Here is a 14,492-nt window from a genome sequence, read left to right as displayed (position 1 = left end):
GCGGGGGCCCCGGACGGTGTCGAGGTGCCTCAGGCGGCCTCGCCGACCTCGCGGGTCGACGGGACGGGCATCAGCCCCTCGCGCTGGCGCTTGCGGCCGAAGCGCGGCATGCCGAGGGTGATGAAGGCCTCCGCCTGCATCGCGGCGAAGCCGATCCGGGGCAGGTCCCGGGTGCTCGGGAAGACCAGGAAGCGCGGCTCCCACTCCGGCTGGAACTTGGCGTTGAACTTGTACAGCGACTCGATCTGGAACCAGCGCGACAGGAACACCAGCAGTCCGCGCCAGGCGCGCAGCACCGGGCCGGCGCCGATCCGCTCGCCGCGGGCCAGCGCCGAGCGGAACATCGCGAAGTTGAGCGACACCCGGCGGATGCCCATGGCGCCCACCTCCTGCAGCGCGGCGACGATCAGCAGCTCGTTCAGGCCCGGGTCGGCGGCGCGGTCGCGGCGCATCAGCTCCAGCGAGATGCCGTCCGGCCCCCAGGGCACGAAGTGCAGCACGGCCTTCAGGTCGTCCCCGCTCTCGCCCTCCTCCGGGTCCTTGTGGGCGGTGACCACCACGCAGTCGTCGTCCAGCGGGTCGCCGAAGCGGCCCAGGGCCATCGAGAAGCCGCGCTCGGTGTCGGTGCCGCGCCAGCGGGCGGCGGCGTCGGCGATCCGGAGCTTCTCCTCGACGCTGAGCTCGGAGACCCGGCGCACCTTGCAGGAGTAGCCGTTGCGCTCGATCCGCTTGACCATCTGGCGGACGTTGCGCATGGCCCGGCCGGAGAGCGAGAAGGTGCCGGTGTCGACGATCGCCTCGTCGCCCAGCTCCAGCGCGTCCAGGCCCGCCTCACGGGTCCAGACCTCGCCGCCGACCTCACTGCAGCCCATCACGGCGGGCACCCAGGCGTGCTCGCGGGCCTCGGCCATGAACACCTTGATCGCGCCGGGCCAGGCCTCGACGTCGCCGACCGGGTCGCCGGAGGCGAGCATCACGCCGGAGACCACCCGGTAGGAGATCGCGGCCTTGCCGGTGGGCGAGAACAGCACGCTCTTGTCGCGGCGCAGCGCGAAGTAGCCGAGCGAGTCGCGCTCGCCGTGGCGCTTGAGCAGCTCGCGGACCTTCTCCTCGTCCTCGGCGGTGAGCTCCGGCTTGGGCTTGCCCGGGCGCAGCGCGAGGTAGGCGGTGGTGAAGGCGGTCAGCAGGCCGAGGCCGCCGAGCAGGTAGGCGACCAGGTCGGACATCCGCTCGTTGCTGTAGCGGACGGGCCCCTCGAAGCCGAACAGTCCGTACCCGACGTGCTGCAGCCGCTCCAGCAGGGCCGGGTGTCCGACCTCGTACCGGGTGCGGGTGCTCACGATCAGCAGGCCGAGGAGCACGCTGAGGGTGCCCATGACGACCAGGTTGACCACCGCGCCCCAGCGGGTGCGCGGATCGGCCTTGGCGTAGAACTCGCGCTGGTGCACCAGCATCACGCCGAGGACCAGCAGCGAGACGACCGTCGGGCCGATCTGGTGCCAGCGCACGAGGTGCAGCGCGGCGCTGACCGGCAGCAGCACGCAGACCGCCCGCCAGGCCCGCCGCTTGCGCCGGCGCAGCGCGTGCGCCAGCGGCACCAGCAGGATGCCGACCATCAGCGTGCCGACCGCGGCCAGGCTGGTGGTGCCGCCGGGCAGCTGCCCGGCGAAGGTGTGCATCTTGGTGTGCCGGAGCTTGGGGAACACCGCGCTCGCGATGTCCACCAGTCCGATCAGCAGACAGGCGTAGCCGACCGCGCCGGGGAGCCAGGCCCTCGGGACGGCGGCCGCCTGGTTGCGCAGCGTCTGCAGGCCGCGCCGACGGCGCGGCGGCTGCTCGGGGCTCGGCTCAACGGACACGGGAACGCTCATGGAAGCTCAGCGTAGAGGCTGCGGTGCGGTGTCCGTTCACTCCGGGGGAGCACGTGTGATGGACCTTCATGCCTATTCCTTCATCAGGCAATGCGCATACCAAGGACCCGGAAAAGGACGGTAATCCGGGGCCGTGGGCGCGCTGCGGGTTGAGCCGGGGGTGGGAGCCGTGAGCCGCCGCCGCGTGGCGGGACAGGACCCTCCGGTACGCGTTACGTACGGTGGACGCCGCATTCTAGGGCGCCGGTTGCCCCCGGCCTCCCCCCGCCCTCCCGTGCCGGCCCGGGCGCCCGGACAGCCTAGCTGCGGTGGCCCTACCTGACGGACCGCCAGACGATGAAACCTGCATCGACAGTGTCCCACCGGAAGGCCGACGGCATGGAACTGACCAGCGAAGCGCTGGTGAACTCGCTGCTCGCACTGGGTGTGGTGGCCCTGGTCTCCACTCTGTGGGTCTGGCCACGGCTGGCCAGCCAGCGCCCGCTCCCGGTGCTCGGCCGAATCGGCCTGCTGACAGTCGTTCAAGTCTCGATCCTCGCTGTGCTGGCGCTGTCGGTGAACAACTCCTTCGGGTTCTACACCTCCTGGGACGACCTGCTCAACCCCGGCGGCGCGAAACGTGTACTGACCAGCAACGAGAACCACAAGGGCGGCACACCGGTCTCCGACCAGTTGGTCCAGCCGACCGACGAGGGCGGTCTGGAGGGTGTCGGCAACCTGCCCAAGGGGGCGCCGGAGGAGGTCGGGAAGATCGAGTCGGTCCGGGTCAACGGCAAGGAGACGGGTTTCTCCGACCAGATGTTCGTCTACCTGCCGCCCGAGTACTTCGACCCGAAGTTCGCCCTGGTCCGCTTCCCCGTCGTGCTGGCCCTGGCCGGCTTCCCGGGCACCACGCTGAACCTGCTCAAGGAACTGCCCCTGCTGCAGACCGCGGTCGAGCTGCAGCACTCCGGCAAGATGCCGCCGACCGTCCTGGTCCTGGCCCGCCCGGCGGTGGTCCCCGCCCGGGACACCGAGTGCGTGGACGTCCCCGGGGGGCCGCGCACCGAGACCTGGTTCGTCAAGGACGTGCCCGCGGCGCTGCACAGCGCGTACCGGCTCGGCCGCTCGGCCGGCTCCTGGGGCCTGTTCGGCTACTCCACCGGCGGCAGCTGCGCGATGCGCCTGTCGATGCGCTTCCCGAACGTCTACGGGAACGCCGCGGGCCTGCACGGCGACTTCGCGGTGCGCCAGGACCAGTACACCGGCGGCGACCTCTTCAACGGCGACAAGACGCTGACGCAGCAGCACGACCTCGACTGGCGGCTGCAGAACCTCCCGGCGCCGCCGCTCAACCTGCTGGTGGTCTCCACCCGCAAGGAGGCGGACTACCCGCAGACCGTCCAGTTCGTCGAGCAGGCCGCCCAGGTCTCGGCGGCCAACCCCCAGTTCAAGGTGGAGTCGCTGTACCTGGACGACGGCGGGCACAACTTCGACAGCTGGACCAGGGAGCTGCCCGCCTCACTGGAGTGGCTGGGCTCCCACCTGGGGTGACGGACGACGAGCCGGCGCGTCCGAGTGATTACCCGCCGGTCGGTCCCGACCGGCCGGCGGTTCGGGGGGACGTATCGCGACCGCCCGTCCGCCCCCCGGCGGGCGCCGCCCCGGATCCGCGCAGGAGGCGCCGTGCTGAGCACCCGATCGCTCTTCGACGAGATCTACCGGAACGACCAGGCGTACCAGCTGTTCTGCAGCATCGCGGCCGGTGGTGAGGACCAGGGCGGCTGGGAGAACGAGCGGATCAGCGCCCTCACCCGGGACCCGGTGCTCGCGCCGAAGATCGCCCGGCACGGCGCGGACGAGCGCAAGCACGGCCGGATCTTCACCCAGCTGCTGAACAAGCGCGGCCTGCCCAAGGTGCCCGTCCCGGACGAGGCCGACTACTGCATGCTGCTGGAGCGCAAGGGCATCGGCCTCTCCCACGAGCGGCTGAACGGCGCCGCCCCGCTGAGCGTCCGGGAGATCATCACCTACCTCGCGCACAGCCGGGTCACCGAACAGCGCGCCGCCGAGCAGATGCGCCAGCTGGTCAAGGTGTACGGGGACACCCCGGAACTCGGCCGGGCGATGCGGATGATCTCCGCCGACGAGGACAACCACCTCGCGTACTGCCACGAGGAGCTGCTGCGGCTGACCGCCGAGGGCCACGGCCCGTACATCCGGCACGCCCTGGAGACCAGCGCCCGCGGCGAGATCCGCACCCACCGGGACGTCGGGCTCGCGGTCGCCGCCCGGATGGCGCGGATCCTGGGCTGGTCGCGCCGGCAGCTGGCCCTGGTCACCCTCGGGGTGCACGCCCTCTACCTGTACGACCGGGCCTTCGGCTGGCGCCGGATGGTCACGCTCCGGATGCCGGAGCGCCGCAACGCACTGGGCACCCCGGCTCCGCCGCACGCGGAGCACGAGGTGCCCTGAGTCCTGCCGTCCGGCCCCGCTCCGGCTAGCGGCCGATGATGAGGCTCATCGCCTCGGCCCGGGTGGCCGGGTCGCGCAGCTGGCCGCGCACGCAGGAGGTGATGGTCTTGGCGCCGGGCTTGCGGATGCCGCGCATCGACATGCACATGTGCTCGCACTCGACCACGACGATCGCCCCGCGCGGCTCCAGGATCCGCATCAGCGCGTCGGCCACCTGACTGGTCAGCCGCTCCTGGACCTGCGGGCGGCGGGCGTAGACGTCGACCAGCCGGGCGAGCTTGGACAGTCCGGTGATCTTGCCGCTGGTGGACGGGATGTACCCGACGTGCGCCACACCGCGGAACGGCACCAGGTGGTGCTCGCAGACCGAGGTCAGCTCGATGTCCTTGACCAGCACCATCTCGTCGTGGCCGAGGTCGAAGGTCGTGGTCAGGACGTCCTCGGGCACCTGCCACAGGCCCGCGAATATCTCCTTGTACGCCCGCGCGACCCGGGCCGGAGTCTCCAGCAGTCCCTCGCGGTCCGGGTCCTCCCCGACGGCGAGCAGCAGCTCGCGGATGGCGTTCTCGGCCCGCTTCTGGTCGAAGGTCCCGACGGCGGGCGGACCGTCGAGCGTCACCGGGTCGATCATGCGGGCCTCGCTTACTTGGGGGAAGACTCTGGCTGAACAGCACGGATGCCGCGCCTCCAGGGTACAAACCCTGGTGACGCGGCAACCATTCCCTCCTGGGTCCCCTGCGGGAGCCCGGATCAGCCCTCGGTCGGCGGCTCGGCGGCCGGCAGCGGCGGGAGCTTCACGATGTCCACCGGAGCGGTGTCGGAGGCGGCGGCGCCGTTGGTGAGCGCCAGCTCCTTCGGCGACTGCACCGGCGGCCGGGTGGACGGCGTGCGACGGGCGGAGCCCGTCCAGGCCGGCCGGGCCGGGCGCTTGACGACCGGGGCGAAGATCTCGGCGATCTGCTCCTTGTTCAGGGTCTCCTTCTCCAGGAGCTCCAGGACCAGGTTGTCGAGCACGTCGCGGTTCTCGACCAGGATCTCCCAGGCCTCGTTGTGCGCGCTCTCGATGAGCTTCTTGACCTCTTCGTCGACCAGCCCGGCGACCTCTTCCGAGTAGTCGCGCTGGTGGCCCATCTCACGGCCCAGGAACGGCTCGGAGTTGTCGGAGCCGAACTTGATCGCACCGAGGCGCTCGGTCATGCCGTACTGGGTGACCATGGCCCGCGCCGTGGCGGTGGCCTTCTCGATGTCGTTCGAGGCGCCGGTGGTCGGGTCGTGGAAGACCAGCTCCTCCGCCGCGCGGCCGCCCAGCATGTAGGCCAGCTGGTCGAGCATCTCGTTGCGGGTGGTGGAGTACTTGTCCTCGTCCGGCAGCACCATGGTGTAGCCGAGGGCCCGACCGCGGGACAGGATCGTGATCTTGTGCACCGGGTCGCTGTACTGGCAGGCCGCCGCGACCAGGGCGTGACCGCCCTCGTGGTACGCGGTGATCTTCTTCTCCTTGTCGGACATGATCCGCGTGCGCTTCTGCGGACCGGCCACGACGCGGTCGATCGCCTCGTCCAGGATGCCGTTGTCGATCAGCTTCTTGTCCGAGCGGGCGGTCAGCAGCGCGGCCTCGTTGAGCACGTTCGACAGGTCGGCGCCGGTGAAGCCGGGGGTGCGCTTGGCGACGGCCGACATGTCGACGTCGGGCGCGATCGGCTTGCCCTTCTGGTGCACCTTGAGGATGTCCAGACGGCCCTGGAGGTCGGGGCGCTCCACCGCGATCTGGCGGTCGAAGCGGCCCGGGCGCAGCAGCGCCGGGTCCAGGATGTCGGGGCGGTTGGTCGCGGCGATCAGGATCACGCCGCCCTTGACGTCGAAGCCGTCCATCTCGACCAGCAGCTGGTTGAGGGTCTGCTCGCGCTCGTCGTGGCCGCCGCCGAGGCCCGCACCGCGGTGCCGGCCGACGGCATCGATCTCGTCGACGAAGACGATCGCCGGGGCGTTGGCCTTGGCCTGCTCGAACAGGTCGCGGACGCGGCTGGCACCGACACCGACGAACATCTCGACGAAGTCGGACCCGGAGATGGAGTAGAACGGCACCCCGGCCTCGCCCGCGACGGCACGCGCCAGCAGGGTCTTGCCGGTACCGGGCGGGCCGTAGAGCAGCACGCCCTTGGGGATCTTGGCGCCGACGGCCTGGAACTTGGCCGGCTCCTGCAGGAACTCCTTGATCTCGTGGAGCTCCTCGACCGCCTCGTCGGCGCCCGCGACGTCGGCGAAGGTGGTCTTCGGGGTGTCCTTGGTGAGCAGCTTGGCCTTCGACTTGCCGAACTGCATGACCCGCGAGCCGCCGCCCTGCATCTGGTTCATCAGGAACAGGAAGACCAGCACGATGATGACGATCGGCAGCATCGACAGCAGCAGGCTGACGAAGGTGCTCTGCTTCTCGGGGCTGACGGTGTAGCCCTCGGTGAGGGCGCTGCTCCGGTCGTTCATCTGTGACTGCAGCTTGTCGGCGATCGCGACGCCCTGGTCACCGATGTACGAGGCCTGGAACTTGGTGCCGGACGGGGCCTTGCCCGTGCCGGCGGGGGACAGCGTGGCGCCGTCCTTCAGCTGGATCTTGATCGTGTTCGAGTCACCGGTGGTGATCTGCGCCGACTTGACGTTGTGCGCGTCGATCGCTGCGACGACCTGACCGGTGTCCACCGTCTTGTAGCCGTTCGAGTCCGAAACGACCTGCATCAGTACGATGACGGCGAGGACGGCCAGCACGATCCACATGATCGGCGCACGGAAGTATCGCTTGACGTCCATCCATGCGGGGCGTTGCCGCCCCGTCCCTCCTGCCACTCAACGGCGCCGGCTGGCTTGTGGGCCGCGGCGCATCCGATTGGTGCTCATGTGAAGAGCGGTTTATTGGACCGTACCGCAGTCGCACCCACCCACGGCGGGAGCGCGGCGACACGGCTGTGGTTCTTTGTCCCCCGGTGCAACGGGCGGGAACAACCTACTGTTCCCGCCCATCGCCCGAACGGGGCCCTCAGCCGCCGTAGACGTGCGGGGCGAGGGTGCCGATGAAGGGGAGGTTACGCAGCTTCTCCGCATAGTCCAGCCCGTAGCCCACCACGAACTCGTTCGGAATGTCGAAGCCGACGTACTTCACGTCGATCTCGACCTTGGCCGCGTCCGGCTTGCGGAGCAGGGTGCAGACCTCGAGCGAGGCCGGGCCGCGCGAGCCCAGGTTGCCCAGCAGCCAGGACAGCGTCAGACCCGAGTCGATGATGTCCTCGACGATCAGGACGTCCCGGCCGGCGATGTCGGTGTCCAGGTCCTTCAGGATCCGCACCACACCGGAGGACTTGGTGCCCATGCCGTACGAGGAGACGGCCATCCAGTCCATGGTGACCTGCGAGTGCAGGGCCCGGGCGAGGTCGGCCATGACCATCACGGCCCCTTTGAGGACGCCGACGATCAGCAGGTCCTTGCCTGCGTAGTCCCGGTCGATGCGCTCGGCCAGCTCCAGGAGCTTGGCGTCGATCTCGTCCTTGCTGATGAGCACCTTCGCGAGGTCAGCGCCCATGTCGTTCTGGTCCACCGGGGATACGTCCTCAAACGTTCGGGGTCTGTGTGGCCGGCGGCCGGCTCCCCCGGGACGTGCCTCGCCCTCAGTCGCCCTGCCGCCGAAAGACCAGCGTGCCACACCTACGGGTGGCCTCGACGCCCCCGGGTAGGTGCAGCGGCCCCTGGCCGCGCCATCCGGTGACCAGCAGGTCCACCGTCTCCAGGTGACGGGCGAACAGGTCGCCGGCCGGACAGCCCGCGCGCAGCGCGGCCCGGCGCAGCACCCGGCGCCGTACGGCGGGCGGCAGTTCGGCCAGCTTCACGGCGTCCAGGGTGCCCTCGCCGGTACGGAGGTCGCGTTCGGCCAGGGACGCCCACTGGTCCAGGGCGTCGGCGTCGTCGCGGAACAGCCGGGCGGTACGGGCCAGCGCCTCCACCACACCGCCGCCCAGGTGCTTCTCCAGCACCGGCAGCACCTCGTGGCGGACCCGGGAGCGGGTGTAGGCGGGATCACAGTTGTGGGGGTCGTCCCAGACCGGGATCGCCTGGGCGGAACAGGCCTGCCGGGTGGCCGCGCGGTCCAGCTCCAGCAGCGGGCGCCGGTAGCGCCCCTTCTGGGCCGGCATCCCGGCCAGCGAACGCGAGCCGGAGCCGCGGGCCAGGCCCAGCAGCACGGTCTCGGCCTGGTCGTCCCGGGTGTGACCGAGCAGGACCGCGATCGCGCCATGGCGCTCGGCGGCCTCGTCCAGCGCGGCGTAGCGGGCGTCCCGGGCGGCGGCCTCCGGGCCGCCGGCGCGGCCGACCAGCACCGGGACGGCCTCGACCGGGTCCAGGCCCAGCGAGCGCAGCCGCTCGGCCACCTGTGCCGCGCGGTCGGCGGAACCGGGCTGCAGGCCGTGGTCGACGGTGACGGCGCCGACCCGCAGGCCGATCTTGGGGGCCTCGAAGGCGGCGGCGACGGCCAGCGCCATCGAGTCCGCGCCGCCGCTGACGGCGACCAGGACGAGCGGCGAGCCGGGGGCGGCCGGGGTGCGGGGAAGCCCGGAGGGGTGGCGGGCGGCGTTGCCGATCAGGGTGGTGCCGACGGCGGCAGCCACCAGCGGCGCTTCGGCCGGGCGCTGGCGGGGCTCGCGCACGGGCGCGGTGAAGGTGGTACCGGCCTCGGCGGCGAGGTCGGTGAGCGTACGGCGAACGGCCAGGCGTATCGCGGCGACAGCGGGGTGAGGGCCCACGGCGGACGACTCCTCGACGGAGGGGACAGGACTGCGGCGGGCGGCCGGAACCGCGCACCTGCATGAGCGCCGCGTTACCGGGCGCTCACAGATGGTGGCAGAAAGTGGCGACCCGCTACGCCACCCGCGCCACCGGTACGACCACCGTCCCACGTTCGGGTGAATGGAGAAACGTATCTTCATCCACCAACTGCCTGATTGGACCACTCGTACGAGCGGGTTTGCCCGCCCCCGACCGGCGACGGCCCCGCTGTGCGCCGGGATCGCCCGGCCGCGGCCGCCCCGGAGCGGCCCGCGCCCCGGGGCTGCGTCAGCGCCCGACCCGGGCGACCCAGGCGGCCGGGTCGTGGATCTCGTCCTTGGTCGGCAGGGTGTTGGGGGACGTCCACACCCGGTTGAACCCCTCCATGCCGACCTGCTCCACCACGGCCCGCACGAACACCGCGCCGTCCTGGTACTGCCGCAGCTTGGCGTCCATGCCCAGCAGCCGGCGCAGCACCAGGTCAAGCCGGTTCGCCCCGCGGTCGCGGCGCTGCTGGAACTTCTCCCGGATCTCCGCGACCGTCGGCACCACGGCCGGGCCGACGCCGTCCATCACCACGTCCGCGTGACCCTCCAGCAGCGACATCACCGCCGTCAGCCGACCGAGGATCTCGCGCTGCGCGGGCGACTGGACGAGCTCCAGCAGGTTCCCCGGCGACGGGCTCTCCCGGCCCTCCCGGTTGCCCGCCCCCGGCAGCCCCGCCCCCAGCGAACCCGCCGCGTCGCGCAGCCGCTCCAGCAGCGCGCCCGGGTCGACGTCCGTCTCGGCCAGGAAGGACTGCACCTCGGACTGGATGTGGTCGCGCAGCCACGGCACCGCGGTGAACTGCGTCCGGTGGGTCTCCTCGTGCAGGCAGACCCAGAGCCGGAAGTCCGACGGGTCGACGTCCAGCTCGCGCTCGACGTGCACGATGTTCGGCGCCACCAGCAGCAGCCGGCCCGGCCCCGGGCCCTCCGGGCCCAGCCGCGGCTTGTCGAACAGCGCCGCCGGGCTGTCCGGCGCCTCCAGCGAGGGCTCGGCCGGGGCGAAGGTCTCGTACTGGCCCAGCACCTTGGTCGCCAGGAACGCCAGCAGCGCCCCGACCTCGATCCCGGTCGCCTTCTCCCCCACGGCGCCGAACACACCCGCGGCCGCGCTGTTCGCCCGTCGCGCCTGCAGCTTCTCCACCAGCGGCTGGACGACCGTACGGAAGCCGGCCACGTTCGCCCGCACCCACCCCGGACGGTCCACCACCAGTACCGGCGTCGCGGTGGCCGCGGCCAGACTGCTCGACCGCATCCCGGTGAACGCCCGCACGTGCTCCTCGGCCTCCAGCGCGTGCCGGCGCAGCTCGGCGACCACCGCCGCCGCCTCCGCCCGGCTCACCTCCGGCCCCGGCCGCACCAGCCTGGTCGCCGTTGCGACCGCGAGATTCCAGTCGACCATGTCAGCCCCGCCACTCGCGCTCGTCATGCCCTCACCGTACGTGCTCCCCACCGTCAACGGCAGCCACCCGCCACGAACACCCCTGCCCGCCCCGGGGCCCCTCGAACCCGCCGCCGACGGCGGCGTCGAAAGCGCGCCGGACACCGCCGGCGCGGGCCCGGAACACCCACCCCGCCCGGCAGAGGCCACCGGGTGCGCAACGGATCACGCGGGCCCCGCCGCCCCGGGGAGTCCATGCGGGTGGCGGCATCTCCCGGCCGAAGGCCGGGGAGCGTCTCGCGCCCGGCGGGAATGGTCGGACACGCCTTGGGGCGCCGGGGGTCACCGGTCCCGTGGCCGCCGGGCCTCCGGGAGGGCCCCGCAGCGCGCCGGGGACGAGGGCGCCTCAGTCGGCCCGCGCGCCCGGACCCGGGCCAACTGGCTTGCTGGGCAGGGCGGTTGGCGACGGTGCGGCGGCTCAGTGGCAGCCGCAGGAGGCGAGGTGGGCGGCGATGCGGTCCAGGGCGGCGCGGACGGTGTCGGCGGGGACGGTGTCGGCGGTGCGGGACATGACGGCGAAGGTGAGCAGCCGGCCGTCGGCGTCGACGACGGTGCCGGCGAGGGTGTTGACGCCGCTGAGGGTGCCGGTCTTGGCGCGGACCAGGCCGGCCGCGTCGGCGGCGCCGGATCCGGAGCCGTAGCGTTTGCCGAGGGTGCCGGTGAAGCCGGCCACCGGAAGGCCGGTGAGGACCGGACGCAGGGCGGGGTGCTGGTCGGAGGCGGCCAGGGCGAGGATCCGGACCAGGGCGGCGGGCGGGATCTGGTTGCCCTTGTGCAGGCCGCTGCCGTCGTTGAGGACCACCCCGGTCATCGGCACACCGAGCCGGGTCAGCTGCTGGGTGACGGCGGCCGCCGCGCCCTCGAAGCCGGCCGGCTGGTGGGCGGCGATGGCGACCTGACGGGCGATCGCCTCGGCGAGCTGGTTGTCGGAGTCGGTCAGCAGGCGCTCGACCAGTCGGGCGACCGTCGGCGAGTCGACCTTGCCGAGGACGGGGGCGTCGGCGGCGGCCGGGGCGGCGGCCGGTCCGGCCTTGCCGTCGACGGTGACGCCCTGGGCGGCGAGCATCGTGGCGAAGGTCGTGGCGGCCGCGTCGGCCGGGTCGGCGAACCGTTCCGGCGCCTCCTCACGGCTCTTGGGGTCGACCTTGGCCTCGTCCACCATCAGCGGGACGACCAGGGCGATGTTGTAGTTGTCGGGGTTCGTCCTGTGCTGCGGGCTGCCCGTGTACAGCGACAGGTCGTAGTCCAGCTTGACCCTGGTGGTGCCGGCCGCCTTGAGCGCGGCCGCGGTCTGCCGGGCGAGCGCCTCCAGCGAGGCCGGGGCGGTGTCGGCGTCGGCGGGCCGGCCGCCGATCTGCACCTGGTCGGCAGGCAGCGCGGTGAGCGTCGGGTCGCCGCCGCCGACCAGGGTGACGGTGCCCGGGTCCGCGCCGCGGACCACCCTGGTGGTGAGCCGGGTGTCGCCGGGGATCAGCGACAGGGCCGCGACCGAGGTGGCCAGCTTGGTGGTGGAGGCGGGGGTGCCGGGGACGTTCTCCCCCGAGCCGTAGAGGACCTGGCCGTCGGCGGCGTCCGCGACGGCGACGCTCACGGTGCCCAGGTTCCTGTCGGAGACGTAGGGGCCGAGTGCCTGCTGGAGGCCCTTCGCGGTCGGGACGGCGGCCTCCGGGCCCGTCCCGGCGGCCGCCAGCACGGCGCCCGTCGCGGGCCCCGAGGGCGCGGCGGGCGACCCGCTCCCGCCCGGGGTCGGGATCGGCTGCGCGTACGCGCCGCCCGCTCCCAGTGCCGTTCCGGCGGCCAGCAGGGCCGCCCCGATCAGTCCGGCGGCCGTCCCCCTGCGACGGCGCACCGCCCCTCCCCCTGCTCCCACCGACCGGCCCCTTTCCCGAGCACTCACTCCCGTAGGAGACACTTGGATTCTGTCAGTCCCTACCTTGGAGGAACCGTTGGAGTTCGACGTCCTTATCGAAATCCCGAAGGGCTCTCGTAACAAGTACGAGGTCGACCACGAGACCGGCCGTCTGCGGCTCGACCGGATGCTCTTCACCTCGACCCGCTACCCGGCCGACTACGGCTACGTCGAGGGCACGCTCGGCGAGGACGGCGACCCGCTGGACGCCCTGGTCATCCTGGACGAGCCGACCTTCCCGGGCTGCCTCATCAAGTGCCGCGCCATCGGCATGTTCCACATGACCGACGAGGCCGGCGGCGACGACAAGCTGCTGTGCGTCCCGGCGACCGACCCGCGCTGGGAGCACCTGCGCGACATCCACCACGTGTCGGAGTTCGACCGCCTGGAGATCCAGCACTTCTTCGAGGTCTACAAGGACCTGGAGCCGGGCAAGTCCGTCGAGGGCGCCAACTGGGTCGGCCGCGCCGAGGCCGAGGCCGAGGTCACCGCTTCGATCAAGCGCCTCGCGGAGCAGGGCGGCCACTGAGCCGTCGTTCCGATCTCGTTCGCTCCTGGTCCGTTCGGAGCAGTTCGAGGTAGGTCGGGACAGATTCTCCTGGGGCCGGGGTCCGCGGATTCGTCCGTGGACCCCGGCCTCTGCCGTCTCCGGGAGCCGGTCAGTCCTCCAGCCGGAAGCCGACCTTGATACACACCTGGTAGTGCTTGATCCGGCCGTCCTCCAGGTGGCCCCGGACCTGCGAGACCTCGAACCAGTCGAGGTTGCGCAGAGTCCGGGAGGCCCGTTCCACCCCGTTGCGGATCGCGGCGTCGACGCTCTCGGTCGAGGACCCGACGATCTCGGTCACCCGGTACACGTGGTCGGTCATGGCGGACTCCCTCAGCTGTGCGACGGCCCCCGGTCCACCGTGCACCGCCCCGGGGCCGCCCGCACCCCGGACGGGGTCCGCAGGGGCCCCGGCGCTGTCGGGGCGCGCTAGAAGGCCGCCCGGACCTCGCCGACCGGGGCGCCGCCGCCGAGCAGCGGGGCCGCGCCGATCCGCTCGACGGTGTCGTCCGCGCCGGTCACGCCGAGCCGGCGCAGCGCGGCCGCCAGCACCGGGCCGCGGGCCCGCTCCGCGCCGTCGTCGATCTTGAAGGCGAGCGCCCGCCCGTCCGGCAGCGCGACCACCTGGACGGCCTCGGCGCCCATCTTGGACAGCGCGCCCGGGACGGCCCGCATCAGCCAGGTGTCGGCCCGGCGGGTGCCGGCCACGTACTCGGGGTGGGCGCGCATGGCGTCGGCGATCCGGCGCTGCGCGGTGCCCTCGGCGGCCAGCACAAGGCTGCGGTAGCCGCGGGCCAGGCCGGTCAGGGTGACGGCCAGCAGCGGGGCGCCGCAGCCGTCCACACCGGTGTGCACGGGGGTCTCGCCGGTCCCCTCCGCGAGGGCCTCGCGGGCCAGCTCCTGGATCGGGTGAGCCGGGTCGAGGTAGCTGCCGGTGTCCCACCCGTTGGCGACGCAGGCAGCCAGCCAGCCGGCGTGCTTGCCGGAGCAGTCCATCAGGATCGGGGCGCGCCGTCCGCCGGCGGCGAGCAGGAGCTCCGCCTCGGTCTCGTCCAGCGGCAGGTCGGCCGGGGTGCGCAGGGCCGACTCGTCGAGGCCGGCGGAGCCGAGGATGGCCCGGACGCCGTCGAGGTGAAACGATTCGGCAGAGTGGCTGGAGGCCGCCAGCGCCAGCAGCTCGCCCTCGATGGCCAGCCCGGCCCGCAGCGTGGCCACCGCCTGGAACGGCTTGGCCGTCGAGCGGGGGAAGACCGGCGCGTCGGGGTCGCCGAGCACGAACTCCACCGAGCCGTCGGCGGCGAGCAGGACCAGGGAGCCGTGGTGACGGCCCTCGGTGAAGCCCGAGCGTATGACCTCGGCGAGCACGGGCGGGGTGGCGGGCTGGGACATCGGGGTGCCTTCCGGGGGCGGGGGTGGGCCGGGA

At 72.5% G+C, this 14,492-nt stretch carries 12 protein-coding genes; 3 read left to right on the top strand and 9 right to left on the bottom strand.

Translation table 11 applies throughout. From position 1 onward, the window contains the following. Positions 1-29: 29 nt before the first annotated feature. Positions 30-1,871 carry a phosphatidylglycerol lysyltransferase domain-containing protein gene (locus HS99_RS17630; RefSeq protein ID WP_078657066.1) on the bottom strand — a complete coding sequence of 614 codons (1,842 nt, stop codon included), beginning with the start codon at positions 1,869-1,871 and terminating at the stop codon, positions 30-32. A gap of 378 nt (positions 1,872-2,249) precedes the next feature. Between HS99_RS17630 and HS99_RS17625 the strand changes: the two genes are divergently transcribed. After that, positions 2,250-3,404 carry an alpha/beta hydrolase gene (locus HS99_RS17625; protein ID WP_030288948.1) on the top strand — a complete coding sequence of 385 codons (1,155 nt, stop codon included), beginning with the start codon at positions 2,250-2,252 and terminating at the stop codon, positions 3,402-3,404. A gap of 132 nt (positions 3,405-3,536) precedes the next feature. Beyond that, positions 3,537-4,325: a ferritin-like domain-containing protein gene (locus HS99_RS17620; protein WP_030555375.1), complete on the top strand. Its 789-nt coding sequence runs from the start codon at positions 3,537-3,539 to the stop codon at positions 4,323-4,325. 25 nt (positions 4,326-4,350) lie between these two features. On the opposite strand, the gene folE is transcribed toward HS99_RS17620, so the two are convergent. The 6 genes from folE to dacB form a co-directional block, all read right to left on the bottom strand. Beyond that, complete coding sequence (gene folE / locus HS99_RS17615) at positions 4,351-4,956, bottom strand: GTP cyclohydrolase I FolE (RefSeq protein WP_030288954.1); 606 nt, start codon at positions 4,954-4,956, stop codon at positions 4,351-4,353. A gap of 119 nt (positions 4,957-5,075) precedes the next feature. After that, complete coding sequence (gene ftsH, locus HS99_RS17610; RefSeq protein WP_030288956.1) at positions 5,076-7,127, bottom strand: ATP-dependent zinc metalloprotease FtsH; 2,052 nt, start codon at positions 7,125-7,127, stop codon at positions 5,076-5,078. A 226-nt stretch (positions 7,128-7,353) separates the two neighbouring features. Beyond that, complete coding sequence (gene hpt, locus HS99_RS17605; RefSeq protein ID WP_030059589.1) at positions 7,354-7,908, bottom strand: hypoxanthine phosphoribosyltransferase; 555 nt, start codon at positions 7,906-7,908, stop codon at positions 7,354-7,356. Between the two features lie 70 nt (positions 7,909-7,978). Next, a complete protein-coding gene (tilS, locus tag HS99_RS17600) occupies positions 7,979-9,106 on the bottom strand; it encodes a tRNA lysidine(34) synthetase TilS (RefSeq protein ID WP_030288958.1) in 1,128 nt (375 codons plus the stop codon). A gap of 310 nt (positions 9,107-9,416) precedes the next feature. After that, entirely contained in the window at positions 9,417-10,601 is a 1,185-nt protein-coding gene (locus HS99_RS17595; RefSeq protein ID WP_030288960.1) for an Rv3626c family coenzyme F420 biosynthesis-associated protein, read from the bottom strand. 430 nt (positions 10,602-11,031) lie between these two features. After that, entirely contained in the window at positions 11,032-12,462 is a 1,431-nt protein-coding gene (gene dacB, locus HS99_RS17590) for a D-alanyl-D-alanine carboxypeptidase/D-alanyl-D-alanine endopeptidase (protein ID WP_030598468.1), read from the bottom strand. Positions 12,463-12,559: 97 nt separating this feature from the next. Between dacB and HS99_RS17585 the strand changes: the two genes are divergently transcribed. Next, complete coding sequence (locus HS99_RS17585) at positions 12,560-13,051, top strand: inorganic diphosphatase (protein ID WP_030059594.1); 492 nt, start codon at positions 12,560-12,562, stop codon at positions 13,049-13,051. Positions 13,052-13,181: 130 nt separating this feature from the next. On the opposite strand, the gene HS99_RS17580 is transcribed toward HS99_RS17585, so the two are convergent. Next, positions 13,182-13,391: a dodecin gene (locus tag HS99_RS17580; RefSeq protein WP_030288965.1), complete on the bottom strand. Its 210-nt coding sequence runs from the start codon at positions 13,389-13,391 to the stop codon at positions 13,182-13,184. A 107-nt stretch (positions 13,392-13,498) separates the two neighbouring features. Beyond that, positions 13,499-14,458 (bottom strand): asparaginase, encoded by a 960-nt coding sequence (locus HS99_RS17575; RefSeq protein ID WP_030555379.1) that lies wholly within the window; start codon positions 14,456-14,458, stop codon positions 13,499-13,501. Positions 14,459-14,492 lie beyond the last annotated feature (34 nt).

This window comes from Kitasatospora aureofaciens (assembly GCF_001188955.3).
Lineage (GTDB): Bacteria > Actinomycetota > Actinomycetes > Streptomycetales > Streptomycetaceae > Kitasatospora > Kitasatospora aureofaciens.
Note: the sequence above shows the minus strand (reverse complement) of the source record. Positions and strands in the feature narration are given on the sequence as shown.